The following is a 24,559-nucleotide window of genomic DNA, read 5'->3' as shown; positions in this document are numbered from 1 at the left end:
TGCGGTGTCGCCGCGGCGGCAGCGGGGGCCGCGGCACGACAGGGTGATACACCGTCAGATCACCCTGCCGTGCCGGAGCTCCCGCTGCCGCTGGTGCCGGAGGGCGTCCAGCGGTTCCGGCGCCTGCGACGACGGATGGTGGGCCTCCTTGACCAGGAAGTGCGGGCGGCGCTTGGTCTCGTAGTAGATCCGGCCGATGTACTCGCCGATCAGGCCGAGCATCACCATCTGGACGCCGCCCAGGCCCACGATGATGGCGACCAGGGTGACATAGCCGGGCACGTCGACCCCGGTGACCAGCGCGTCCACCGTGACCCAGGCCGCGTAGAGGCCGCCGAGCCCGGCGAGCGTGACGCCGAGCCAGATCGCCAGCCGCAGCGGGCGGTTGTTGAACGAGATCAGGCCGTCCATGCCGTAGTTCAGCAGCGCGCCGAACCGCCACTTCGTACTGCCCGCCTCGCGGGCCGCGTTGCGGTAGTGGAAGGTGACGGTGTCGAAGCCGACCCAGGAGAACAGGCCCTTGGAGAAGCGGTTGTTCTCGGGCAGTGACAGCAGGGCGTCCGCCACGGGCCGGGACAGCAGCCTGAAGTCGCCCACACCGTCGGTGAGTTCGACGTCCACCCAGCGGTTGACCGCCCGGTAGTAGAAGCGGCTCAGGGCGGTGCGCAGCGCCTTGTCGCCCTCCCGGCCGCGCCGGGCCACGACCTGGTCGTGGCCCAGGCTGTACAGGTCGAGCATCCGCCCGATCAGCTCGGGCGGATGCTGGAGGTCGGCGTCCATGATGACCACCGCGTCGCCCTCCGCCTCCCGCAGCCCGGCGAGCATCGCCGCCTCCTTGCCGAAGTTGCGGCTGAACGACACATACCGGGTGGTGTCCGGGTGCCGGTCGGCCAGCGCCCGCAGCCGGGCGAGCGTGCCGTCCGCGCTGCCGTCGTCCACGTAACAGATCTCGTACTCGATCGGGAGGCCGCCGAGCACGGCCCTTGTCTGCGCGTCGAAGCGGTCGATGACCGCCTCCTCGTCGTAACAGGGCACGACGACCGAGAGCTTCGTCATGCGCGCCTCCCGAGGCGACGGAGACCGAGGCCGGTTCTCCGGAGCGCGGACCCGTCCAACAGCCCGTCCGGCGTGGGGCGTTGGGGGAAGAGCCGCCGGGCGAGGGTGCGTCCGGCGGTTCCCGAGGAGCCGTTCCGCCCCGAGCGGTCGCGGACGCCGACCGCGAGCAGCACCGCCAGGGCGAGGCCGGAGGCCGGGAGCCCGGCGTTCAGACCGGGTGTGCGGAACGAGCAGGAGACCCGCGAACCGCCGCCCAGATCCACGGCGAGGAGGCCGCCGAGGGTGCGGGGGGCCGCCGACGCCCCGCCGTCGACCGAGCAGCGCCAGCCGGTCACGGCGGGTACGGCGAGGACCGCGGTGCCGTGGCTGCCCCGGCGGAAGGTGGCCGCGATCGTGTGGCCGCCCGCCGTGACCTCGGCCGGCCCGGTGGCCCGCAGCTTCGCGACCGCGCGCCGCAGCGCGCCCTGGTCGAGGCAGCCGACCGGGAACCGCGGGATGTCCTGCGCGGTGGTGGTGCCCAGCGCCAGCCGGATCCGGCCGCCCGCGGGTACGGCGCCGAGCGCCATGATCCCGTTGGCGGCCTGGTCGTTGACACCGACCGCCCGGTACTCGGCGCCGTTCGCGCGGACGGGGCCGGAGAACCAGGGCGCGTACAGATACGCGAGGGTGCCCGGCGCGCAGGTCGCGGTGAACGATGTCCAGGCCGCGCCCTTGGCGTTGCCCGGCAGCCGCCAGGTGCCGTTCGGCTCGGGGACGGGCCGGGGCCCGGAGGCGGGCGAGAGCCGCGGCACGCGGTAGACCCGGGCGCCGAGCACGCGCTGCTGCCGGGCGAAGACCGAGGTGTCGCGGGTGGGACCGTCGAAGGCCGCGCCGGGCCTGAGGGTGACGATCGGGGGAGCGGGCGCGGTGTGCTGGGCGACGGCGCTGGGCGCGCCGGGCACAATGCCGAGGGAACTGCTCACTCCCATGATCGCCCGGCCCACCGGGTCGTTGAGGCCGTAAGTATGACGGCCCCTCATGGTCCAGGCGGAGCCGAGGGCTTGGAGGGTGGTCGCGGTCCGCGCGGGCAGGTAGCTGCTGTAGTACGAGCCGCCCTCGCCGCCGAGCAGCAGCGGGTCGTTGTCGGTGTACTGGTGCGGACCGGGGTCGGTGCGGGTCGCGGGCCAGTCGTCCCGCGCGCCGACCGCCGCGTGCGCGGTCAGCGACGCGGCGCTGATCGTCTCCCTCGGTGTCCACCAGGGGTTGTTGTCCCTGATCACGCTGACGGAGAAGACGCTGTAGGCGGTGGCGAGGAAGACCGAGCAGGTCAACGCGGCGAACACGCCGATACGTACCCGACGGTCGGTCCGGTGGCGGGCGAGCAGCAGCAGAAGGCCGAGGACGAGGGCGCTGTCGCCGAGGATCAGGATCCACTCGCCGCGCGTGAAGTAGTGACCGCCGCTCACCACGGCGAGCAGGACCGCCAACGCGGCCCCGCCCGCGAGCAGTTCCCGCGGACGGGGCCTGCGGGAGAGCACCAGCCAGGCGACCGCCACCAGCATGGACGTCAGCGCGATGGCGGCGCGGTAGGGGCTGCCGTTGGGCATGGCCAGGCCGTGCCACAGCAGGACCGTCGGCTTCCAGACGTACGACAGGGCCACCAGGACCAGCAGCCCGGTCCAGACCGCGCGTTCCCTGCCCGGCACCCGCCGCATGAAGGGGAAGGCGAGCACGAGCAGCAGCGGCAGCAGTCCGACGGAGATCCGCGGGGCGGACGGGTAGAGGCCGCCGGGCAGCAGGTGCGCGAGGTAGTCGAGGGCGGCGGGCGGCGTGTAGTCCTGGGGCCCGGCGGGCTGGGACGCCTTGCTGGCGGTGTAACTCACCGTCAGCACAGGCGCGGCCAGCAACATACCGGTCGCGGTCGCCGCCGCGGCGCGCAGCAGCGCGCGCCACCGGTCCCGTACCGGACGGGAGTCGAGCAGCAGGCGGGTGCCGAGGACCAGACCCATGCCGAGGGTCGCCATGGCCGCGGTGTAGAAGTTGGCTGCCCAGCACAGGGTGATCAGGAGCGTCGCGGGCACCCAACGGCGGCCGTGCAGACACCAGTCGTAGGCGATGCCGAGCAGCGGGAAGGACGACAGGCCCCACATCCACATGGGGTCGCCGAAGCCGTCCGAGATCGTCCAGGTGCTCACCGCGTAGCCGACCGCGAGCAGCGCGCGCAGCCACGGCGAGCCCGGCCGCAGCCTGCCGAGGTAGACCGTCATCAGGGCCGCGCCGAGTCCGATGCTCAGCACAGTGGCCGTGAAGACGGCCGCGTTGACGGCGTCGCGCGGGAAGAGTCCGACCAGCCAGGAGAACGGGTTCATCAGATACGTGAAGAAGTCGGCGAGGAAGGGGACGCCGTATCCGCTGCCCCAGTTGACGATCAGGTCGCCGGTGGCGCGGCCGTGCATCAGGTCCCACAAGTGGGCGTGGTACGGCACGAATTGGTTGCCGAGGTCGTTGACGGCCCGCGATCTCGGTCCGAACGGATACGTCCCGTGCACGGCCAGCGCCAGGCAGTAGGAGCCCATGGAGACGGCCGCCGCGAGCAGCGCCGCCAGCGGCGTCGCGGCGGCCCGGGGTGCCGGCCGGCGCGGCGGGTCGGCGGGCTGCGCCCCTGCGGGTGTGTCGATGGTCGCGGAGGAGGAGGTCAGCACCGTGTCTCGCTTGCTCGTATGCCTCGGATCGTCTCCCGGCGCATCCTACTACGTTCTTTGTAGTAGTTTTCGGCATTTCGCCGCTTCGCCGTCCTCCGGTGCCGACCGCCGGGGCTCATACCGCTGACGCCGTCGTACGCGACCGGCTCCGCAGCCGTCTCAGGGCCACGTCGAAGGCCCCGCGCGCGCCGGGTGCCAGGCGCAGCGCCAGCGAACCGCCCGCCGTCCGGTACGCCTGGATCAGTGCGACGCCGTACCGCCCGCAGGGGGTGACCGTGCGCCGCAGCCCGGAGTCCTGGGCGCGCGGCGCGAGCGGGGCCGTCACGGTGCCGTCGGCGTACCGCAGCCGCACCCGTACGTCCCAGGTCTGGGTACCGCGACAGCCGGCGGCGGCGAGCCGGCCCACGTCGAGCGGGACGCTGGCGCGCCAGCGACCGCACTCGTCGTACGCCGTGGCCGTGGTGGTGACGGCGGGTTCCGCGCCGTCCCGTGCGATGACGTCGACCTCCACGGCGACCGGGCCGCCGACCGCGGCGAGACGGCCGTACATATCGCGGATTCGCAGCCGCAGTCGCCCGTGACGGCCGGTGAACAGCGTGCCGTCCACCGTCAACGGCAGTGCGTCGAGCGGGAGTTCGCCGAGCCCGTCGAGCCTGACGTCGCGCAGGCCGTCCGACCAGACGGGACCGGCCGACGTCCGCGCGTACGGCGGGGCCAGTCTGGCCGGGTCGGCCGCGAGCTGCGCGAGCCGGGCCAGGTCGCGCGGGGCGTCACCGGCCAGCACCACCGCGGCGATCCAGCGGGCGGGGGCCGACGCCGCGGCCCGCTCGGCGTCGGTGAAGGAGGCCAGGTAGGCGCGGGCCAGCTTCCACCACGCGCGCTGGTACGCGGGGTCGCGGCCCGGCAGTTCGCGGACGTACAGGCACAGGTCGTCGTCGAGGAATTTGGTGCGGCAGGCGGCGGCGAGCAGAGGGCGGCGGGCGGCGGTGAAGACGTCGACGGCCTGGCGGTGGGCGGCGACGCGGGCGGCCCAGTCGCCGATGTCCCGGCGGGCGGGCGCGACCGGCCCCCCGGCCTCGCGGCGCGCCCGCCGGACGCAGACGGTGTCGGGCACGACGGCGATCGGCGGTCCCGCGGCCAGGACGCGGGCGGTGAAGACGAAGTCCCCGTAGGCGAAGGGGCCTTCGGGGCAACGGAGCCGGTGGCGGTCGAGGAAGGCGCGCCGGTAGAGCTTGTTGACGCACAGGGTGTCGCGCAGCAGTTCCGGATGGTCCTCGGGGGACGCGAGGACGGCGGCCTCGCGGTAGAGCGCGGGCTGCCAGCGCACCTCGCGGCCGCCGGGCAGTTCGCGGCGTACGGCGACGCCGACGGTGACCGGCGTGCCGTGGGTCTCCGCGGCGGTGAGCAGCGCGCGTACGGCGCCGTCCGGCAGCACGCCGTCGCTGTCGAGGAACATCACGTACTCGGCGGTGGCGACCGCGACGCCGTCGTTGCGCGGCGTGCCGCGACCGCCGCTGTTCTCGGCGCGGTGCACGACGCGCAGCCGGGGCTCGCGGGCGGCCAGCGCGTCCAGGACGTCGGGCGTCCGGTCGCGGGAGGCGTCGTTCACCGCGACGACCTCGGTGACGGCCCGGCCCTGCGCGAGCGCGGACCGTACGGCGGCGCCGACGGACTCCGCGTCGTCGCGGGCGATGACGACGACGCACACGCCCGGCCCTGTCATCCGCATGGCGAACCGTCCATGGCGGCCACTCCCTGTCGGCCCTCTCCCGGTCGGCGGCCCCGGTGCTCCGGGACGCCGTGATGCCAGTGGTTACTACACTCCTTGTAGTAACCACCCGGAACCGGAAGCTACTACAGGCATTGTAGTAGCGTAATAAGTGGAGACGAGATCACCGATGGCCCCTCAGCGCCGGAGCCGCGGCAGTCTGGCACGCGACATCCAGGCCGTACTCGCCGCGGGCGGAGGACCGATGACCCCCGCGCAGGTCCGCGACGCGCTCGGCGGGGAGCTGGCCTACACGACGGTGATGACGGTGCTCACCCGGCTGCACGCCAAGGGCGAGGTCACCCGGCAGCAAGAGGGCCGCGGCTACGCGTACACCGCGCCCGCGCACCCGGCCGAGGTCACCGCGCAGCGCATGCAGCGGCTGCTCGACGCCGACGACGACCGTGCCGGTGTGCTGGTCCGCTTCGTCGGCACGCTCAAGGCCGCTGACGAACACCTCCTGCGCAGCCTCCTCGACCCTCCGGGCCCCGAAAGTCGCCCGGACGGCGAGGCAACCGACGGCGTGGCCGATCCGTCTGACGGACCGGAGCCGGACGGAAAGCGGTGAAGGTGCTGACAGCGGTGGACGCGAGGAACGGGCGGCACGCGGCGGGCGCGACCGCCATGCGCGGCCCGATGCCCAGGGATCCGACCGCATTGCGCGGATCGACGCCTCAGGACCCGACCGGCTCGGCCGCATCACGCCGTCCGACACCCCCGGACCGGCGGCGGGCGGCCGACACCGGGGAGGCGACGTGACCGGAGCCGTCTGCGCGACCGCCCTCGTCTGCCTGCTGTTCGCGCTCACCGCGCCCCGGCTCGGAAAGCTGCTGCCGCCCGCCACGGCCACCCGGCTGCTCGTGCCCGCCGCGGTCGCGGTGGCCGCATCGACCCTGTTCGTCCTCGGCGAGCTGGGCTTCACCTGGCTCGGACAGGTGCCCGCGATCGCCGCGCTCGGACCGTGGTCGCCCAAGCGCCTCGACGCCCTCGACCCCGTGCCCGACCCGCTGGCGGCGGCCAGCCTCGTCCTGCTGGCCGCGGCCGTCGCGCACGCCTCGCTCACCGTCGTCCGCCGACTGCGCGCACTGGCCGCCGTCTACCGGATCACCCGCGGCCCGCGCACCGCCGACCCCGTGATCATCGTCGACAACGCGTGGCCCGACGCCTTCACCACCCCCGCCCCCGCCGCGCGCATCGTCATCACCACCGGTCTGCTCACGGCGCTCACCCCGCAGGAGCGGCAGGTCGTCCTCGCCCACGAGCACTCCCACCTCAACCACCGGCACATCTGGTGGATCCTCGCCGCCGAACTGGCCGCGGGCGTCAACCCGTTGCTGCGCCGTACCGCCAAGGCGGCCGGTCAGGCCGTCGAGCGCTGGGCGGACGAGGACGCCGCCCGCAGCGTCGGCGACCGGCCGCTCGTCGCCAGGACCATCGCCCGCGCGGCGCTGCTCCAGCACCACGCGCCGCACCCGGGCGCCGGAGCCGCGCCCGTCGCGGCGGCCACCGGCAGCGATGTCCCCGCGCGGGTGCACGCCCTGCTCGGCCGCCCGCCGCGCCGCCGCCCGCTGGCCCTCACGACACTGGCCGCGCTGCTGGTCGCCAGTACGGTCGCCACCGTCGCCGTCGAACGCACCGGCGAGCACCTCTTCGACCGCGCGGCCCAGCCGCCACCCGCCACCGTGCGTGACCACGTCCATATGCACGCACGCGTCCCCGCGCCCCACCATGCGCACACCCCCGCACCGGGCCGGGTCACCCGCCACCTCCACTCGTCGCTGATGCCCGCCCTCGCGCGGGACCGGGCCGACCGCGACACGGGCGGCGACCGCCTCTCGGGGTGAGTGCGGCTCGCACCGCCCTTGGCGCGCCCTGTTCCGCGCCGGTACGGACCGGCGTAGGTTCTGGGGCGGAGACCGCGGCCGCAACGGCCGCCGGGGGAGGGCTGCATGACCGTGCTCAAGGGCAAGACCGCTGTGGTCACCGGCGGTTCGCGGGGGATCGGCCGGGCGATCGTGGAACGGCTCGCGCGCGACGGCGCGGACGTGGTGTTCGGCTACGCGCGCGACGCCGAGGCCGCGGCCGATGTCGTGCGCACCGTCGAAGAGGCGGGCGGGACCGCGCGGGCGCTCCAGGCCGACCTCGTGGAACCCGGCGCCGCCGAGCGGCTGATGGCCACCGCCGACCGCCACCTAGGCGGCCTGGACATCCTGGTCAACAACGCCGCGCTGAGCATCACCCCCGCGCCCCTGGCCGACACCGACGAGGAGATGTACGACCGCGTGATGGCGGGCAACGCCAAGTCCACGTTCCTGACCATGCGCTACGCGGCCAGGCACCTGCGCGACGGCGGCCGTGTCGTCAACATCTCCACCCTCAACACGCTCCGCCCGGCGCCCGGGAACGCGCCTTACGCGGCCAGCAAGGGCGCGATCGAGCAACTGACCCGCGTGGCCTCCCGCGAGCTCGGCGCGCGCGGCATCACCGTCAACACGGTCTCGCCCGGCGCCACCGACACCGACCTCCTGCGCGAGGCCAACCCGGGTGCGGACTTCCAGCCGCTCATCGACCTCACCCCGCTCGGCCGCCTCGGCCGCCCCGCCGACATCGCGGACGTCGTCGCCTTCCTCGCCGGCCCCGCCGCCCGCTGGCTCACCGGCCAGAATCTCCGCGCGGACGGCGGCCTCAGCTAGCGGCACCCTGAGATGTCCCCGCGGTGTCCCCGCAACAGATCATCGAATTCCGGCTCCGCACGAGACCGCCGGACGACTCGCGAGACGAACACGGAGAAGACGTCATGACAGCATCCATCCTGGTCACCGGCGGTACGGGCACCCTCGGGCGGCACGTGATCCCGCTCCTGCTGGAGGCAGGCCACAAACCCCGGGTGCTGAGCCGTACGGCCCACGCGTCCGGCGACGGCGTCGAGTACGTCACCGGCGACCTGCTCACGGGCGAGGGAATCGACGCGGCGGTGGACGGCATCGAGACCGTCCTGCACCTCGCGGGCGACGCGAAGGGCGACGACAAGTCGACCCGCGCCCTGCTGACCGCCGCGTCGGCCGCGGGCGTACGGCACATCGTCTACATCTCGGTCGTCGCGGCGGACAAGGTCCCGCTCGGCTACTTCAAGGTGAAGCTGGCCGCCGAGCGGATGGTGGCCGAGTCCGGGCTGCCGTGGACGACGCTGCGCGCCGCGCAGTTCCACGAGTTCGCCTTCACCGTGATCGGGAAGATGGCCAAGCTGCCGGTGCTGCCGATCCCCGGCGTGATGCGGCTCCAGCCGGTCGACTCACGCGAAGTCGCCGCCCGCATGGTCGAGTTGGCCCTCGCCGAGCCCGCGGGACGGGTCCCCGACATGGTGGGACCCACCGTCTACACGCTGGCCGAGGCGGCCCGCGGCTACCTCCAGGCGGTCGGCAAGCGCCGCCCGATCGTGCCGGTCCCGATGCCGGGCAAGGCCGGACGCGTGTACCGGGACGGGGAGAATCTGACCACCGAGGGCGCCACCGTCGGCGAGCGCACCTGGGAGGCGTTCCTGGCCGAACGGACGGTCTGACCACGGCACTTGGGCACACCGCGCGCCGCCGTCCGCCTCCGCGTACGAGGGGGCGGCCCTCACGTACGCGGAGGTTCGCCCCTGCCCCGGACCGGATTCTCCGGCTGCCCGGACGCGTCCCCCGGCGGGCGCGGCTCGGGTACGGGGGCGGGGGCCGCGCCGCCCGCGACCCGTGTGCTCGACCGGCGGGTACCGGTCGTCGCGTAGGCCGAATAGCGCGGCACCCAGCGCAGCAGCGCGCCCGCCGCCGCGAGGCCGACCGCGCCCATGAGGGCGATCCCGGCCGCGAGGCTGCCGAGGGCGGCGGCGGCCGAGACGGCCAGCGGACCGCCCGCCGCGCCGGAGTCCGCGCACAGCCGCCACACACCGAGGAACTGCGAGCGGGCGCGCGGCGGCGCGACATCGGCGCCGAGGGTCATGAGGATGCCGCTGCCGATCCCGTTGCCGAAGCCCATCAGCATGGCGACGACGGTCAGCGACGCCAGGCTGTGGGTCAGCGGCAGCGCGGCCTGCGCGCAGCCCAGCACCACCATGGACGGCACGGCGATCCACAGGCGGCCCGCCCGGTCCATCACCTGCCCCGACGGGTAGAAGGTCAGGGTGTCGACCAGCCCCGCGACCCCGAAGACCACACTGGTGGACGAAGGGCTCAGACCCAGATGGTCGGCCCACAGCGGCAGCACCGTCTGCCGGGTCGCGCGGACCGAGGCCACCAGCAGGACGGCCAGGCCCAGCGTCAGGAAGACCCGGCGGTGGCCGCGCAGCACCGACCGTACCGAGGCGGTCTCCCGTACGGCCCCCGCCGCCGCGTCCGCGACGTCGCGCACGGTCAGCAGCACCACGACCGTCACCGCCGTGCACAGCAGCGCCAGCCAGTAGATGTCGTGCACGGGGAACCTGGTGAGCACGGCCGCGCCGAGGAACGGCCCGACGAAGGCCCCGACGCGCGACATGCCGCCGAGCGTGGACATCGCCCGCGCGCGCAGCCCGGTGGGCACGACCTCGGTGAGATACGACTGCCTGGCCAGGATGAAGACGGCGTTGGAGGCGCCGGTGACGGTCACGGCCGCCGCGAGCTGCCACACGCTGCGGGCCAGCGCGCAGCCGGTCAGCGTCACCGCCGTGACCCCGGAGGCGACCAGCATCGCCTTGCGGTCGCCGAACCGCGCCGCCAGCGCACCGGCCGGCACGTCGCCGAGGATCTGCCCGACGCCGAGCAGCGCCAGCACCAGCCCCGCGCTGCCGACGCTCGCGCCGAGGGCTCTGCCGCTGAGCGCGAGCACCGGAGCGAGGGCGCCCATGCCCGTCTCGAAGATCAGGACCGGCAGGAAGACCGCCGGTATCAGACTCCTCAGGGACACGGGACGCGCACTCACCTGTTGATTGCCTCACCTCGGGCCGGACCTCACCGGGCACGCCCTCGGTCGGCGGCGGGCCGTCCACCATTCAACAACAGCCGAGATGTCGATCCGGGCCCGACCCGTTCGTATGGACAGTGAGAGCCGGTCGGCGGACCGGCCGCACGAGCCGGGCAGGAGCCCGGTACGGACCCAGGAGGCACCCCATGCCGCAGTATCTGCTCAGCGTCTACCAGCCCGACACCGACGAGCCGCCGTCCGCCGAATTCCTCGCCCCGATCCGGCGCGACCTCGAAACGCTCAACGCCGAGATGAAGGCAGCCGGGGCCTGGGTCTTCGCCGCGGGCCTGTTCCCCGCGGACACGGCCACCGTGCTGCGGCACAAGGGCGACGAGATCCTGACCACCGACGGACCGTACGTCGAGGGCAAGGAACACCTCGGCGGCTTCACGATCGTCGAGGCGCCCGACCTGGACGCCGCCCTCGCGTGGGGCCGCAGGCTCGCCCGCGCGACGACCCTCCCGATCGAGGTCAGGCCGCTCCAGGACGGGCCGTCCGAGTGACGTCGGCATGACGCGCGAGCCGGAGCGGCGGACGCCGTACGAGCCGGAGCCGGGGCTGGAACCACGGACGGCGTACGGGCCGGGAGAGGGGGCGGCGCCCGAGCCGGAGGCCGCCCGCGTCTTCCGCGAGCAGTACGGCCGCGCCGTCGCCGTCCTCGTCCGCTCCTTCGGCGACATCGACATCGCCGAGGAGGCGGTCCAGGACGCGTTCACCACGGCGGTACGGCGCTGGCCGACCGACGGGGTGCCGCCGAGCCCGGCGGGCTGGATCATCACCACCGCCCGCAACCGCGCGATCGACCGGCTGCGCCGCGAGTCCTCCCGCGCGGACCACTACGCCCAGGCCGCGCTGCTGCGGGCCGACCGGGAACCGGCGCGAGAGGAGGGCCCCGTGCACGACGACCGGCTGCGGCTGATCTTCACCTGCTGCCACCCGGCCCTCTCCCCGGCGGCCAGGACCGCCCTGACGCTGCGGCTGCTCGGCGGGCTGACCACGGCCGAGATCGCGCGCGCCTTCCTGGTGCCCGAGCCGACCATGGCGCAGCGGCTGGTACGGGCCAAGGGCAAGATCCGCGACGCGCGCATCCCCTACCGCGTCCCGTCCGACGCCGACCTGCCCGACCGGCTCCACGCGGTGCTCGCCGTCGTCTATCTGATCTTCAACGAGGGCCACACGGCCGGTTCGGGCGACCGGCTGGTCCGCGCCGACCTGTGCGCCGAGGCGGTACGGCTCGGCCGCCTGCTCTACGCGCTGATGCCCGACGAGCCCGAAGTGCCCGGCCTGCTGGCGCTGATGCTGCTCACCCGCTCGCGGGAGGCGGCCCGCACCGGGGACGGCGGCCTCGTCCTCCTCGCCGACCAGGACCGGAGCCGGTGGGACCGCGCCCTGATCGCGGAGGGCCAGGATCTCGTACGGCAGTGCCTGCGGCGGGGGCAGCCGGGTCCGTACCAGATCCAGGCGGCGATCAACGCCGTGCACAGCGACGCGCCGACGGCGGCGGCCACGGACTGGCCGCAGATCGTGACGCTGTACGACCAGTTGCTCGCCGTCTCCCCCGGCCCGGTCGTCGCCCTCAACCGCGCGGTCGCGGTGGCCGAGGTCGAGGGACCGGCGGCGGCGCTCGCCCTCGTCGACCGCCTCGACCTGGACGGCTACCACGTCCTGCACGCCGTCCGCGCCGACCTGTTGCGCCGTCTGGGCCGTACGCGGGAGGCCGCGGCGGCCTACGACGCGGCGCTCGGCCGCACCGACAACGCGGCCGAGCGGGCCTTTCTGCGCGGCAGGCGGCGGTCGCTCAACGGGCCGACGCCGTAGGGCCGGTGGGGGCGGCCCCGTACGCCCGGCGTCAACCGGCGCGCAGCACGGCCAGGCGGTCGAGGAAGACGCGCTGCCCCTTCACGATCTTCTCGTGGGCCAGCGGCAGAGCGAGCCAGGCCACCCGGTCGATCTCCGGGAACTCCTGGAGGCGGCCCGACCCCTTCGGCCACTCCATCGTGAAGGTGCCGGGCACGGCGAGGGCGGGGTCGAAGTCGGCGTGCAGCGCCCAGGCCGTGACGACCTTGCCGCCGGACTGCTCGGTCTCGCCGAGCGGGAGGAGTTCGCCGTCGGGCAGCGGCAGGCCGACCTCCTCCCGGAACTCGCGCCGGGCGGCGTCCACCGCGGCTTCGTCCGGCCCGTACTCGCCCTTGACGATCGACCACGCGCCCGCGTCGCGCCGGGCCCAGAAGGGCCCGCCCATGTGCCCGAGAAGGACCTCGATCCCGCCGTCCCGGTCCGCGCCGCCGCCCTCGCGGAAGAGCAGGACCCCGGCGCTGCGCTTGTTCACCACACCGCCAAGTCTGGCCTCCCGGCCGAGGTTTACGGGAGAGGCGCACCAGACAGACGCCTGCCGGGCCGGGCCCGCGCAAGGCCGCGTACCGGCGTCACCCCGCGCCGCGGTCGACACGCGCACCCGCCCTACGGCGCCGCTCGGGTCGTAGCCGTCGCCGTCCGTGCGGCAGGGGATCTCCATGGTGACGTCGACCGGGTACGACCAGGCTTCCTGGGCGGCGCGGGGCGCCGACCGGGCGCGTGGCACGATGATCGGACCGCGAAGAGCGGCCCTGACCTCAAGCCCCTGACCTCAAGCCCTGACCTGAAGCGCTTCGCCTGAAGCACCTGATCTGAAGCCCTTCACGAACCCCCGAACCCCCGAACCCCCGAACCCCCGGAGCAGCGCGTGCGCCACCTCGACTACGACGACATCCGGCAGGCGGCCGAACGCATCGACGGCCACATCAGGCCGGTGGCCGTCACCAGGGCCGATCCCGGCCTCGTCGGCGGCGGCCGGGGCGGCGAGCCCTCCGAGTTGTGGCTCGCCCTGGAATACCTCCAGTTCACGGGCTCCTTCAAAGCGCGGGGCGCGCGGAATTTCCTGCTCGCGCACAGCGCCGCCGGCACCCTCCCGGCCGCGGGCGTCACCATCGCGTCCGGCGGCAACGCCGGGCTCGCCTGCGCGTGGGCGGCCAAGGCACTCGGCGTTCCCGCCACCGTCTTCGTGCCCGAGACGGCCCCCGCGGTGAAGGTCGCGCGCCTGCGGGCGTACGGCGCGGACGTACGCCTGGTGGGCAAGGAGTACGCCGAAGCGCTCGCCGCCTGCGAGGAGTTCTCCGCCACCACGGGCGCGCTGGGCAGCCACGCCTACGACCACCCGTACATCGCCGCGGGGGCGGGCACCGTACTGGACGAGATCCGTGCCGCGATTCCCGGCCTGGACACCGTCCTTGTGGCGGTCGGCGGCGGCGGACTGTTCGCCGGGGTCGCCACCGCCGCGCGCGAGCACGGCATCCGCGCCGTCGCGGTGGAGCCGGAGAACGCCCGTACGCTGCACGCGGCCGTCGAGGCCGGTCACCCGGTCGACGTGACCGTGGACTCCGTCGCGGGCGACTCGCTCGGCGCGCGCCGCGCCACCGAGATGGCGGTCCACGCGGGCCGTCAGGACAACGCCCGGTCCGTCCTGGTCCCCGACCGGGCCATCATCGCCGCCCGCCAGACGCTCTGGGACGAGCTGAGGATCGTCACCGAGGTGGGCGGGGCCACCGCCTTCGCGCCGCTGCTGCCGACCGGGGGAGAGGACGGCGGCGGGCGGCCGTACGAGCCGCGCCCCGGCGAGAAGGTGGCGGTCCTGCTGTGCGGGGCCAACACCGACCCCGGCGATCTGGTGGCCCGCGCGGAAGGCTGAGCCGCGGCCGTTCGAGGGCGTCCCGCTGGGGCGGGGCGTTCCGACCGGCGTCGCTCAGCGCAGGACGGCCGCCAGCAGATCGGAGCCCAGCGACGTCAGATCGGGCGCGTTGAGGGTGTACCGGACGTAACGGCCGTGCCGTTGGCTCGTGAGCAGGCCCGCGCGCCGCAGGACGGCGAGGTGGCGGGAGACCTCGGGGGGCGACAGCTCCCAGGCGTGGGCCAGTTCGACGGTGGTGTGCGGGCCGCGCGCGAGGGTGCGCAGCAGCCGCAGCCGTACCGGATGCGCGAGCGCCTCCAGCCGGAGCGTGACCGTCTCCATCGGCACCTGCTCGGACGGGCCCGGCTCAGCCACGGGGTACTGCACCACCGGCCGCCATCCGGGCGCGTGGACCGCCACCAGGTGCGGGCGGCCGAAGACGCTCGGGATGAAGGTGACCCCGTCGTCGCGGGCGGCGGTCGCGCTGTCCTGGAGCTTGTCCACGACGATCCGGTCACCGCCCGGCGCCAGGGCGACCGCGCCGGAGACCGAGGCGAGCGCCGCCCCGAGACCCTGCCGCTTGAGCAGGTCGTGCTTCAGGCGCAGGTCGGAGGCGATGCGTACGGCGGCCCCCGACCAGGCGGCGTCGAAGAACGCCCCGGCGCACTGTTCGAGGGTGTCGCGCACCCGCGCCCGCACGGCGGCCGGGTCCGCGAGCAGCCGTTCCGCGAACGCCTCCTGCAACGCGCCGCGCGCCTGGGCGAGGTCAAGGGCCCGTTCGCGCGCGGTCGCGTCGGTGAGCGGCGACGGGGAGCCGAAGTGGATCCGGTTGCTGCCGCAGGTGGTGACCAGCGCGGCGGTCACGTACCGGGCGTCGTCGATCCGGTCCACATCGTCCAGTTCCTCGGCGAGGGTCGGCCGGGGCCGGGCGGGCACCAGGAAGTCGGCGCGCGAGGACCGCCACAGGAACTCCGCCTCCCGCAGCCGCTCGGCCAGCTCGGGCCGCAGCGCGGCCCACACGTCCGCGGCCCACCCGGCGAGCCGCGGATGGTGTCCGGGTTCCGCCAGGACGTGCAGCATCGCCGTCAGCTCCGCCAGCGGGGAGGCGGCGAACCGCAGCCGCTCGGGCGGCAGGCCGCCGATGTCGATCCGCAAGGTCACCCACCCATTATGAGCAGCGCAGAAGGCCCCGGCCGCGTCGGTTGACGGTCTGCGTCAACCGACGCGGCGGGCGCGGCGGCCGAACGCACCGTTGTCGCCATGGCAACCACCACCCAGATCCGGCCCCGCGCCCTCGTCCGTGCCTCCGGAGGCCCCCGTTACGCCGTCGCCATGACCGTGGACGCGCTCGGCACGGGCCTGCTGCGGCCGTTCCTGCTGCTCTACGGGGTGACGGTGCTGAGCCTGTCCGCGCCCGCCACCGGCATCGCCATGACGGCCGGTGTCGTCGTGGGGCTGGTGTGCGTGCCCGCCGTGGGGCTGTGGCTGGACCGGGGCGCGCGCAGTACGGCCGTCGCGGCGTCGATGCTGGTGCGCGTGCTGGGCGTGGCGCTGCTGCTGGCCACCCCGGCGGGCAACGGCTGGATGTTCGCGGCGGCGGCGCTCTTCCTCGGCATCGGCAACCAGGCGTGGCCCGCCGCCCACGCCGCCGTGGTGGCCACCGTCGCCCACGGCAGGGACCGCGACACCGCGCTCGCGGCGGGCCGCGCCCTGCGCAACGCCGGTATGGGCGCGGGCGCGCTGCTCGCCACCGCGTGCCTGGCGGGCGGCGCCGCCGCGTTGCAGGTCCTGGCGGGCGTCACCGGGCTCGCGTATCTCACCGCCGCGGCCCTGGCGTGGTCGGTCCGGCTGCGCGCGGACCCGGCCGCCGCCCCCGCCGACGGCGGCGACAGCGGTCCCGCGCCCCGGATGCGCGCGCTGCTGGCCGCCAACGTGGTCTACGTCTTCTGCCTCAACGTCCCCGAGATCGCGCTCCCGTTGGTCCTGGTGACCCAACTGCACGCGTCCCCGGTGTGGTCGGCGGCCGTCTTCGTGGCCAACACCGTGCTGGTGGTCGCCCTCCAGGTCCCGGTCACCGTCCTGATGTCCCGCTTCTCCCGGCGGTCCGTGCTCGCCCTCGCCGGGGTCGTCCTCACCGCGTCCTACCTCGGCTTCCTCGCGGCCACCGAACTGGGGCACGGCTGGGGCGCCCCGGCCGTGGCCACCGTGTCCGTGGTCTGCACGCTCGGCGAGATCATCTACGCCGGAAGCGCCACCGCGCTCGTCACCGCCCTCGCACCGGCCCACGTCCTGGGACGCACCCTCGCCCGCTTCCAACTCTCCACAGGCTTCGGCCTCGCCGTCTCTCCCGCGGCCATCACCGCCCTCGCCCCGTACGGCTCGACCGCACTGTGGGGCAGCCTCGCCGCCGCGACGCTCCTGTCCTCCGCCGCGGTCGCCACGGAGAAGGACCAGGGGGCGCGGCTCAGCGGTTGACGCGGACGGAGCGCCTTCTGCCGGACGGCCCTCCTCAAAGCCGGTCTTCGCCGCTACGGTGGGAGTTCGGAAGGTTGACAAACTCAGACTGCCGGACCGGCTTCCGGGCTGCCCAGGCGCGTGCGGACCGCGAGCACACCGGCGGCACCTTCGCCGCCCCCATGGCCGGCGGCTCGCTGGGCGCCCTCATCAACAGCGGCCTTGAGGGCTTCGTCCGCAACGCCGCGAGCGAACTCCCGCGCGGGCTGCGCCTCAACCTCGTCAGCCCGGCTGGATCAGCGAGACCCTCCGGGCCATGTCCGCCGATCCCGCTGCGGGCACCCCCGTCGCCGAGGTCGCGGAGGTCTACGTCGGGATCGCGGAGGGGACGGTGCGGGGCCGCACCTTCCGCCCGTGAGCCGCGGGCGGGCTTTCCTTGCCTGAGCCGCAGGTCGCCGCGGCGCGTTTCTAGCGTTCCTCGCGGTCGTTGCGTTCCCCGTGTTCCCAGTGTTCTTCGCGTTCTTCGCGTTTCTCACGCCTGCCGTGAGGGGCGGGCGGCCTCCCAGGCCGCCTCGATCATCCCGAAGACCTCGTCCACCGCGGCCTGCGGATCGGCCGACTCGCGGGCCAGCGAGAAGGCGTCGATCACGAACCTCGCGAGCGTCCGGCAGGCCGTCGCGCTCTGGGGCAGTCCGGGATCGGCGACGAGGGCCGCGGCCACCGACTCCGCGTGCCGCAGCCGCATCGACTCCTCGTACTTCCGCAGCGCGGGCGACCCGTCGATCATCCGCCAGACCGGCGCGGCGCCGTCCGCCGTGCAGTGCCGTACCAGGGCGTGTATCTCGCGGCGCAGCGCGGGCACGACCGGCTCGTCCGGCGCCCGGTCGGTGACCGCCCGCGTGAGGCGTTCCTCGAAGTCCTCGTCCTGCTCGAACACCAGCGCCTCTTTGGCGGCGAAGTGCGAGAAGAGCGTGGTGACGGCCACGTCGGCCTCGGCGGCCACGTCACGGATTCCCACGGCGTCGTACCCGCGCTCCAGGAAGAGCCGCAGGGCGGTGTCGGCGATCTTCCGGCGGGTCGCGGCCTTCTTGCGCTCACGGCGTCCGGTCGGCACGGTCATGGCCGCACACTATCAGCTACGAAACAGGAACGGTTTCAAAACGCTAACCGTTAGTGTTACGGTCCGTCGCATGAAGAAAGTGAGCTTCGCCGAGTTCGGCGGCCCCGATGTCCTGCGCCTCATCGACGCCGAGGAGCCCCACGCGGGCCCCGGCCTGATACGCGTCGCCGTACGGGCGGCCGGTGTGAACCCCGCCGACTGGCGGGTCCGCGAGGGCCAGATCCTCAAGGCCCATCCGGTCCAACTCCCCTCGGGAGTCGGGCTGGACGCCGCCGGGGTGGTGGACGAGATCGGCGAGGGCGTCGACGGTGTCGAGATCGGCGACCACGTATTCGGCGAAGGGACCAGCACCTACGCCGAGTTCGCCGTCCTCTCGGCCTGGGCCCGGATGCCCGAAGGGCTGACCTTCGAAGAGGCGGCCGGATACCCCTCCGTGGTCGAGACCGCGCTGCGGATCCTTCGCGAGGTCGGCGTCGAGGCGGGACAGACCCTGCTGGTCAGCGGCGCCTCCGGGGGCGTCGGATCAGCCGTGCTCCAGATCGCCCGCGACCGCGGCGTCACCGTCATCGGCACCGCGGGGCCCGCCAACCAGGACTACCTCCGCGAACTCGGCGCCCTCGCCACGACCTACGGGGACGGCTGGACCGACCGGGTCCGCGCCCTCGGCCCCGTCCACGCCGCCCTCGACCTCGCGGGCTCCGGCGTCGTCCCCGAACTCGTCGCCCTCACCGGCGACCCGCGCAAGGTCGTCTCCATCGCCGACCTCACCGCCCCCGACCACGGCGTCCGCTTCTCCGGCACCGCGGGCAGCGTCCCCGCCGCCCTCGCCGAGGCCGCCGCCCTCATCACCCGCCGCGCGCTCCACATCCCCGTCGACACCTCCTACCCCCTCGCCGAAGCCGCCGCGGCCCACGCCGACAGCCAGTCCGGCCACACCCGCGGCCGCAGAGTCCTGATCGTCTGACCCGCCGGGCCAGACGAGACCTTGCGGGTCAGTACACCTGGGTCATCGAGTCCAGGGCGCGGGTCAGGGCGACGTGGACGGCGCCGAGGAGGGTGGCGCGGTCGGCGAGGCCGCCGATGGTGATGTCGGTGGGCCAGGTCAGCTCGTGGACGGTGCGGCGGACTTCGAGGAGGACGAGCTGGTTCTGGCCCACGCCGCCGCCGAGGACGACGAGGCCGGGGTCGAGCAGGGCGACGACGGCGGCGACGAGGCGGTGCTCAGCGACTGCGGCGCAGTTGACGTTGTTCTCGACGGTGACCGGCACGCCGTCGGGCACGGCGAGCGCGTCGGTGATCCGTACTGTGCCGTCCGGCTGAAGGCCACCGCCCCCGCGCCCCGCACCGGAAGCCCCCACATTCGGCAGCGTCGGCGCCGCGACCACCACCTCGCGCAGCGGCCCGTACCGCGCCCCGACCTCCTCGCGCACCGTACGCACCACCCCCGCTGCCGCGTCCGCCGCCTCCGGTGTGACCGTCGGCTGGTCGGAGGGCAGCCGCACCTCGGCGGCGCAGATCTCCTGCCCGTCGAGGGTGTACGCCGCCGCCCGGACCACGGTCGCGCCGATCTCGACGCCGAGTACGTGCCCGGCGGTCGGCGCGAGCGAGCAGAGGACGGCGCTGCGCCCGGTGGCGCCGCGCGAACTGCCCTGCCCCGCGACCAGGCCGAGCCGTGACAGCTCCGCCATGGCCACCGACATCGTGGGCCGGGACAGCGCGAGCGCGGTGCTGAGCTGCGGCCGGGTCGCCGGGCCGTCGGTGGCCAGCGCGCGCAGCACGGCGCGGGCGCTGGCGGGCAGTTCGAAGCGGTCGGCGGCGGCGGTGGTGTCCATCAAGTCCCTTCTCAGACGGAGTCGGAAGGCGTCAGACGGCGTCAGTCAGTGCCCGGTCAGTGCCGGACACTGCCGGTCGGTCCCCGGCGAAAGGCGGCCGGCCTACGGGGGCGGCTCCCGATCCCGCCCCGCGGCCGACGCGGCAGGCGTGCAGGCCAAAGTTCCCCGATCGACGTCACGGCACCCCGCTGTGTTCACCCACTTGCCCAAACACCGCAGCCCGCGAGCCGTGCACGACGCCGCCCCGCCGCCACGACTCCGCCTCCCGTCGAGCCGCCACCCCACCCCGCTCCAAGCCGCCCCCCACCCCGCCCGCGGGTACCTGACAACTCTTGACACCCTCCAACCCCGGGAGGAACATCTACAGTTGATCGTTTGACAACGTTGTCGTAAGCGATACACACGAAGGGCGGGAACCGTGTCGGACAGATCAGTGCGACCCGTGGACAGAAGGCGGTGGAAGGGTCGCGGCGTGCGCGCCGTGGCCGCGGTGGCGACGGCGGTCCTCGGCATCGGCCTGGGCCTCGGCGCCGGACCCGCCACCGCGAGTCCGGGCGCCTCCGGGGGGCATGACGCCGACCCGGCCTCGTACGTCAATCCCCTGATCGGCTCCTCGAACGCCGGCAACACCTACCCCGGCGCCGTGCTGCCGTTCGGCATGCTGGCGTGGAGCCCGCAGAATTCGACGGGCAACCAGTTCTCGACACCCGCCCCCGGCGGATACCGGTACGACGCGACGAAGATCCGCGGCTTCAGCCTGACCCACCTCAACGGCGTGGGCTGTTCCGGCGCAAACGGCGACATACCGATCATGCCGTACGTGGGCGACGTCGACTCGTCGCCGAGCGCCGACACCAAGGACGCGAAGTACGCCTCGACCTTCTCGCACGCCAACGAGACGGCGCAGGCGGGCTATTACCAGGTCGGCCTGGACAGCGGGGCCAGCGCGCGGCTGACCACCACCGAGCGCACCGGCACCGGCCAGTTCGGCTTCCCGGCCGACAAGCCCGCCAGCGTGCTGTTCCGTACGTCCAACTCCGAGAGCGGCAGCGCCGCGGCGGACGTCACCGTGAACGCGGCGGCCCGCACCGTGACCGGTTCGGTCAGCGCGGGCAACTTCTGCGGACCGCAGAGCGCGAACAACCGGCACGACGTCTACACCCTCTACTTCACGGCCCACTTCGACCAGCCCTTCGCCAAGGTCGGCACCTGGACCGACGGCACCCTGACGCCCGGCTCCACGACGGCCGGCGGCGGCACCGGCTACAACTCCAGCGGCAACGCGACCGCGGGCAAGGGCTCGGGCGCCTATGTGACCTTCGCGTCCGGCACCAAGCAGGTGCAGGCCAAGGTCGCGATCTCGTACGTGAGCGCGCGCAACGCCGAGGCCAACCTGACGGCGGAGAACCCGCAGCGCGCAGACTTCGACTCGATCAGGTCGAAGGCCACCGCCGCGTGGAACACCGCGCTGCGCAAGATCCAGGTGTCCGGCGGCTCCGCCGACCAGAACGCCACCTTCTACACCGCGCTCTACCACTCGATGCTGGAGCCGACCCTCACCAGCGACGTCAACGGCCAATATCTGGGCGGCGACCGCAAGACCCACTCGCTGGCCAGGGGACAGCACGAGCAGTACGGCACCTTCTCCGGCTGGGACCAGTACCGCGCGCAGGTGCAGTTGCTGACGCTGCTTCAGCCGAGAGTCGGCAGTGACTACGCGCAGTCGCTGTTCAACTATGCCCAGCAGCGCGACGGCGAATGGGACCGCTGGCTGCTGGAGAACGGCAAGACCAGCATCATGTCCGGCGACCCGTCCGACGCGGCGCTCGCGGGCATCTACGCCTTCGGCGGCCGGGACTTCGACGTCAGGGGCGCCCTCGCCTCGCTGGTGAAGGCGGCCACCGTGCCGACCGCCAACGACTCCGACAGCTCGGGCTGCAACGTCGAATGCGTGGGCCAGCGCCCGGCGTTGGACAAGTACCTGACGCTCGGCTACGTGCCGTCCGACAACTGCCACTGCTGGGGAGGCGCCGCCGAGACCCTGGAGGACGCCGCCGCGGACTTCGGTCTCGCGGAGCTGGCGGGACAGGTCGGCGACCGAAAGAACCAGCGGAAGTTCCTCGACCGCAGCGGCAACTGGACCAACGTCTTCGATCCGAACGCGACCGCGCAGGGCGGCTACATGCGCGACCGCAAGTCCGACGGGTCGTGGGTGGGAGCCAACTTCAACCCCGCCACTGGCAGCGGCTTCGTCGAGGGCAGCAGCGCCCGCTACACGTGGATGGTCTACTCCGACATCGCCGGACTGGCCAAGGCCATGGGCGGCAACGCCACCGCGATCTCCCGGCTCGACGCCTTCTTCCGCAACCCGGACGGCACCTTCGACTTCTCCGCGAAGGACGACACGCGCTACGACGCCACCAACGAGCCCGACATCAACGCGCCGTATGTGTACGACTACCTGGGCGCCCCGTACAAGACCCAGGAGACCGTGCGCGCCGAGACCGACGGCCTGTGGACCAACGCGCCCGGCGGCATCCCCGGCAACGACGACGCGGGCACGATGTCGTCCTGGTACGTCTTCTCCGCGCTCGGCATGTACCCGCAGGTGCCCAGCCGCGCCGACCTGGTGCTCTCCAGCCCGGTCTTCCCGCGCGCGGTGATCCACACCGGGCTCGGGAAGACGATCACGGTCAACGCCCCGCAGGCGTCGGCCAAGAACATCTACATCCAGGGCCTGCGCGTCAACGGCAAGAAGTCCGACCAGCCGTGGGTCCCCGCCTCGTTCGTCACCCGCGGCGGCACCTTGGACTACACCCTGGGCGGCACCGCGAACACCACGTGGGGAAGCGCGGCCAAGAACGCGCCGCCGTCCTTCCGTGACGGTGAGGCCCCGTTCTTCGCCTCGACCGACCCCGGCCAGGTGAAGATCGAGCCCGGCGGCTCCGCGGACGCCGCCATCAAGCTGTCCACGATCCAGGACAAGAAGGTCGACGTCCGCTGGACCGCGAAGCCGCCCGCGGGCATCACGCTCAAGCCCGCGTCCGGCACGGTGACCGTCCCGAAGGGCGGCGCCACCAGCGCGAAGCTGTCCGTGTCGGTGGCCGCCGACACCAAGGCCGGGGTCTACACGGTCCCGATCACGCTCAGTTCCGCGCACGGCGGCACCGCCCCGGCGGCCTCGCTGTCGGTGACGGTCGGCGTCCGCGGCACGCTCACCTGGTACGTCAACAACAACGGCATCTCCGCCGACGACACGAATCCGTCCGCCAACTTCGACGGCGAGGGCTGGAGTTACTCGGCGGCGGCGCTCGCCGCGGCCGGTGCCGCGCCCGGCGGCACGGTGTCCTCCGGGGGCTTCGACTTCACCTGGCCCCAGGTGGCGCCCGGCGCGCCCGACAACATCGTGGTGGGCGGCGGTGACCAGGTGCTCGACGTCTCCAAGTCCGCTGCCGGTGCGACCAAGTTGAGCCTGCTCGGCAGCGCCAGCGAGGGCCAGACCACCGGCACGGTGACGCTGACGTACACCGACGGCACGACTCAGAAGGCCGACATCGGCTTCAGCGACTGGACGCTCGGCGGCGGCTCCCAGCAGCCCTCGTACGGCAACGTCGTGGCGGTGCACACCGCGTACCGCGACGTCCAGGGCGGCGGAAAGGACCCGGTGGGCACCGAGATCTTCTCCACCGCGCCGATCGCGCTCCAGGCGGGCAAGCAACTGGCCAGTGTGACGCTGCCGTCCAGCACGAACGGCGGTGACATGCACATCTTCTCCGTGGCGACCGCCTGACCCGGCAGCCGCCGCGGAGAGCGCGGGGCGGGCGAGGACCGGCACGACCGGCTCCGCCCGCCCCGCACCCATGTCCGGCGCGAATGAATCGATCGCCGCCCGTTCAGGCCGAGTTGGCCCACGCGCTGTGGTGGCGTCGGCCCGTCAGGCCCTAGGGTCACTGCTGTCACAGGGCTGCCCCGTGCCGCGGGCGGCCCCCACCGTCCACACCGGGGGTTCCGTTGACCGCACGCGCACTCCGTAGCCGCGCCGCCGCCCTGCTGCTCGCCACCGCGGCCCTGACCGCCGTGGGCACCTCCACCGCGCACGCCGACTCGCCCGGCGGGTGGGTGGCCGCCGGCAACACGGTGTACAGCACGCTCACCGCGGGCGAGGGCATCGCCACCCGGGCCGACGGTTCGGTCCTCACCCGCGGCCTCGGCTCGATCCCGCTGCGGCTGCGCATCGCGGGCTGGAACCACGTCGGAGACCCGGACATCGTCAACGGCTACGTCTTCGACGCCTACCAGGGCGGCGACAGCGCCACCTCGAAGATGTTCGAGGTCACCACGCCCGACGGGCACAGCTACGACTACGTGCACCCGCTGGACCAGGGCGAGTTGCTCAACAACTCCTTCGCGACCGTCTCGCCGGACGCGCAGTGGCTGGTCGAGGGGGAGTGGGGCACGGTCAACCGGCTCCAGGTTTTCCCCGCCCCGGTGACCAACCCCGCCACCCCGGCCACCGGCGGCACCCTCGCGCAGGCCGGACAGATCAGCCTCGACAAGGCCGTCACGGACGTCCAGGGCTGCGACTTCGTCTCCGCGACCCGGCTGGTCTGCGTCTCCGACAACGACGCCAAGGACGTCTTCCAGGTCGACCTGCCGCACGCGCTCGACGGCACGCCCGTCACCGGCCGGGTCGCCACCCTCTTCCAGGTGCCGCGCAGCAGCATCTGCTCGGGCGGCTTCGAGACCGAGGGCGTCGACTACGACGCGAACGCGAAGGTGCTGCGGGTCGAGATCATCTCGCCGAGCGTGTGCGCGGTCTCCACCACCGCCTACGCCTACCGTCCGACCACCGGCTGACCCTTCCGTATCCCCCGTCACTGTCGTCGCCGCACCACGGGCTTGGTCCAGACCTATTGACGAGTGGTTCAGACCACTTTACGATCCGGTCCACTACGTCCTGTGAGTGCG

19 protein-coding genes are annotated in these 24,559 nt (G+C 73.6%); 11 read left to right on the top strand and 8 right to left on the bottom strand.

All coding sequences use genetic code 11. The annotated features are described in order from the left end of the window. Positions 1-54 precede the first annotated feature (54 nt). The 3 genes from ACFZBB_RS08220 to ACFZBB_RS08210 all read right to left on the bottom strand — a co-directional run bounded on the left by ACFZBB_RS08220 (position 55) and on the right by ACFZBB_RS08210 (position 5,466). Positions 55-1,056, bottom strand: a complete 1,002-nt coding sequence (locus ACFZBB_RS08220) for a glycosyltransferase (protein WP_391119041.1) — start codon at positions 1,054-1,056, stop codon at positions 55-57. Continuing rightward, the gene (locus ACFZBB_RS08215; protein WP_391119039.1) at positions 1,053-3,737 is read right to left on the bottom strand and encodes a YfhO family protein; all 2,685 of its coding nucleotides are present in this window, start codon (positions 3,735-3,737) and stop codon (positions 1,053-1,055) included. Before ACFZBB_RS08215 ends, ACFZBB_RS08220 begins: the two co-directional genes overlap by 4 nt. Positions 3,738-3,852: 115 nt before the next feature. After that, positions 3,853-5,466 carry a glycosyltransferase gene (locus tag ACFZBB_RS08210; RefSeq protein ID WP_391119037.1) on the bottom strand — a complete coding sequence of 538 codons (1,614 nt, stop codon included), beginning with the start codon at positions 5,464-5,466 and terminating at the stop codon, positions 3,853-3,855. A gap of 169 nt (positions 5,467-5,635) precedes the next feature. Here ACFZBB_RS08210 and ACFZBB_RS08205 point away from each other — a divergent pair, with 169 nt between their 5' ends. From ACFZBB_RS08205 to ACFZBB_RS08190, 4 genes are all read left to right on the top strand, one after another. Next, the gene (locus tag ACFZBB_RS08205) at positions 5,636-6,073 is read left to right on the top strand and encodes a BlaI/MecI/CopY family transcriptional regulator (RefSeq protein WP_391119035.1); all 438 of its coding nucleotides are present in this window, start codon (positions 5,636-5,638) and stop codon (positions 6,071-6,073) included. A 187-nt stretch (positions 6,074-6,260) separates the two neighbouring features. Then, positions 6,261-7,349 carry a M48 family metalloprotease gene (locus tag ACFZBB_RS08200; protein ID WP_391119033.1) on the top strand — a complete coding sequence of 363 codons (1,089 nt, stop codon included), beginning with the start codon at positions 6,261-6,263 and terminating at the stop codon, positions 7,347-7,349. A 105-nt stretch (positions 7,350-7,454) separates the two neighbouring features. Continuing rightward, positions 7,455-8,198 (top strand): glucose 1-dehydrogenase, encoded by a 744-nt coding sequence (locus tag ACFZBB_RS08195; protein WP_391119031.1) that lies wholly within the window; start codon positions 7,455-7,457, stop codon positions 8,196-8,198. 104 nt (positions 8,199-8,302) lie between these two features. After that, positions 8,303-9,064: an NAD(P)H-binding protein gene (locus ACFZBB_RS08190; RefSeq protein WP_391119029.1), complete on the top strand. Its 762-nt coding sequence runs from the start codon at positions 8,303-8,305 to the stop codon at positions 9,062-9,064. Between the two features lie 59 nt (positions 9,065-9,123). Here ACFZBB_RS08190 and ACFZBB_RS08185 read toward each other — a convergent pair whose 3' ends face one another. Then, complete coding sequence (locus ACFZBB_RS08185; RefSeq protein ID WP_391119027.1) at positions 9,124-10,425, bottom strand: MFS transporter; 1,302 nt, start codon at positions 10,423-10,425, stop codon at positions 9,124-9,126. Positions 10,426-10,628: 203 nt separating this feature from the next. Here ACFZBB_RS08185 and ACFZBB_RS08180 point away from each other — a divergent pair, with 203 nt between their 5' ends. Together ACFZBB_RS08180 and ACFZBB_RS08175 are read left to right on the top strand one after the other, a co-directional pair. Continuing rightward, positions 10,629-10,985: a YciI family protein gene (locus tag ACFZBB_RS08180; RefSeq protein ID WP_391119025.1), complete on the top strand. Its 357-nt coding sequence runs from the start codon at positions 10,629-10,631 to the stop codon at positions 10,983-10,985. A 7-nt stretch (positions 10,986-10,992) separates the two neighbouring features. Further along, positions 10,993-12,300, top strand: a complete 1,308-nt coding sequence (locus ACFZBB_RS08175; RefSeq protein WP_391119023.1) for a sigma-70 family RNA polymerase sigma factor — start codon at positions 10,993-10,995, stop codon at positions 12,298-12,300. A gap of 31 nt (positions 12,301-12,331) precedes the next feature. Here the strand turns inward: ACFZBB_RS08175 and ACFZBB_RS08170 are convergent, their stop codons facing one another. Next, positions 12,332-12,814, bottom strand: a complete 483-nt coding sequence (locus ACFZBB_RS08170) for an NUDIX domain-containing protein (protein ID WP_391119295.1) — start codon at positions 12,812-12,814, stop codon at positions 12,332-12,334. 390 nt (positions 12,815-13,204) lie between these two features. On the opposite strand from ACFZBB_RS08170, the gene ACFZBB_RS08165 reads away from it, so the two are divergent. Next, positions 13,205-14,206: a serine/threonine dehydratase gene (locus ACFZBB_RS08165; RefSeq protein ID WP_391119021.1), complete on the top strand. Its 1,002-nt coding sequence runs from the start codon at positions 13,205-13,207 to the stop codon at positions 14,204-14,206. Between the two features lie 54 nt (positions 14,207-14,260). Here the strand turns inward: ACFZBB_RS08165 and ACFZBB_RS08160 are convergent, their stop codons facing one another. Next, positions 14,261-15,346, bottom strand: coding sequence for a DUF5937 family protein (locus ACFZBB_RS08160; RefSeq protein ID WP_391119019.1), 1,086 nt, complete (start codon positions 15,344-15,346; stop codon positions 14,261-14,263). Positions 15,347-15,445: 99 nt separating this feature from the next. On the opposite strand from ACFZBB_RS08160, the gene ACFZBB_RS08155 reads away from it, so the two are divergent. Then, positions 15,446-16,660 carry an MFS transporter gene (locus ACFZBB_RS08155; protein ID WP_391119017.1) on the top strand — a complete coding sequence of 405 codons (1,215 nt, stop codon included), beginning with the start codon at positions 15,446-15,448 and terminating at the stop codon, positions 16,658-16,660. Positions 16,661-17,171: 511 nt separating this feature from the next. On the opposite strand, the gene ACFZBB_RS08150 is transcribed toward ACFZBB_RS08155, so the two are convergent. Next, positions 17,172-17,759, bottom strand: coding sequence for a TetR family transcriptional regulator (locus ACFZBB_RS08150; protein ID WP_391119015.1), 588 nt, complete (start codon positions 17,757-17,759; stop codon positions 17,172-17,174). 70 nt (positions 17,760-17,829) lie between these two features. Between ACFZBB_RS08150 and ACFZBB_RS08145 the strand changes: the two genes are divergently transcribed. Continuing rightward, positions 17,830-18,723: an alcohol dehydrogenase catalytic domain-containing protein gene (locus tag ACFZBB_RS08145; protein ID WP_391119013.1), complete on the top strand. Its 894-nt coding sequence runs from the start codon at positions 17,830-17,832 to the stop codon at positions 18,721-18,723. 28 nt (positions 18,724-18,751) lie between these two features. Here the strand turns inward: ACFZBB_RS08145 and ACFZBB_RS08140 are convergent, their stop codons facing one another. Then, the gene (locus ACFZBB_RS08140) at positions 18,752-19,591 is read right to left on the bottom strand and encodes a hypothetical protein (RefSeq protein ID WP_391119011.1); all 840 of its coding nucleotides are present in this window, start codon (positions 19,589-19,591) and stop codon (positions 18,752-18,754) included. A gap of 472 nt (positions 19,592-20,063) precedes the next feature. Here ACFZBB_RS08140 and ACFZBB_RS08135 point away from each other — a divergent pair, with 472 nt between their 5' ends. Beyond that, positions 20,064-23,381, top strand: a complete 3,318-nt coding sequence (locus tag ACFZBB_RS08135; protein ID WP_391119009.1) for a GH92 family glycosyl hydrolase — start codon at positions 20,064-20,066, stop codon at positions 23,379-23,381. A 221-nt stretch (positions 23,382-23,602) separates the two neighbouring features. Continuing rightward, the gene (locus ACFZBB_RS08130) at positions 23,603-24,448 is read left to right on the top strand and encodes a hypothetical protein (RefSeq protein ID WP_391119007.1); all 846 of its coding nucleotides are present in this window, start codon (positions 23,603-23,605) and stop codon (positions 24,446-24,448) included. The last annotated feature ends 111 nt before the right edge of the window (positions 24,449-24,559 follow it).

Source organism: Streptomyces sp. NPDC008139 (assembly GCF_042957025.1).
In the GTDB taxonomy this organism is placed as follows: domain Bacteria; phylum Actinomycetota; class Actinomycetes; order Streptomycetales; family Streptomycetaceae; genus Actinacidiphila.
The sequence above is the reverse complement of the archived record's forward strand: the minus strand, read 5'-3'. Positions and strand labels throughout refer to the sequence as shown.

Bases quoted from the DNA above. Each gene is read 5' to 3' on its own strand.
- ACFZBB_RS08140 (WP_391119011.1), bottom strand. From the start codon at position 19,591: ATGGACACCACCGCCGCCGCCGACCGCTTCGAACTGCCCGCCAGCGCC.
- ACFZBB_RS08190 (WP_391119029.1), top strand. From the start codon at position 8,303: ATGACAGCATCCATCCTGGTCACCGGCGGTACGGGCACCCTCGGGCGG.
- ACFZBB_RS08210 (WP_391119037.1), bottom strand. From the start codon at position 5,466: ATGCGGATGACAGGGCCGGGCGTGTGCGTCGTCGTCATCGCCCGCGAC.
- ACFZBB_RS08155 (WP_391119017.1), top strand. From the start codon at position 15,446: ATGGCAACCACCACCCAGATCCGGCCCCGCGCCCTCGTCCGTGCCTCC.
- ACFZBB_RS08220 (WP_391119041.1), bottom strand. From the start codon at position 1,056: ATGACGAAGCTCTCGGTCGTCGTGCCCTGTTACGACGAGGAGGCGGTC.
- ACFZBB_RS08145 (WP_391119013.1), top strand. From the start codon at position 17,830: ATGAAGAAAGTGAGCTTCGCCGAGTTCGGCGGCCCCGATGTCCTGCGC.
- ACFZBB_RS08175 (WP_391119023.1), top strand. From the start codon at position 10,993: ATGACGCGCGAGCCGGAGCGGCGGACGCCGTACGAGCCGGAGCCGGGG.
- ACFZBB_RS08180 (WP_391119025.1), top strand. From the start codon at position 10,629: ATGCCGCAGTATCTGCTCAGCGTCTACCAGCCCGACACCGACGAGCCG.
- ACFZBB_RS08205 (WP_391119035.1), top strand. From the start codon at position 5,636: ATGGCCCCTCAGCGCCGGAGCCGCGGCAGTCTGGCACGCGACATCCAG.
- ACFZBB_RS08150 (WP_391119015.1), bottom strand. From the start codon at position 17,759: ATGACCGTGCCGACCGGACGCCGTGAGCGCAAGAAGGCCGCGACCCGC.
- ACFZBB_RS08195 (WP_391119031.1), top strand. From the start codon at position 7,455: ATGACCGTGCTCAAGGGCAAGACCGCTGTGGTCACCGGCGGTTCGCGG.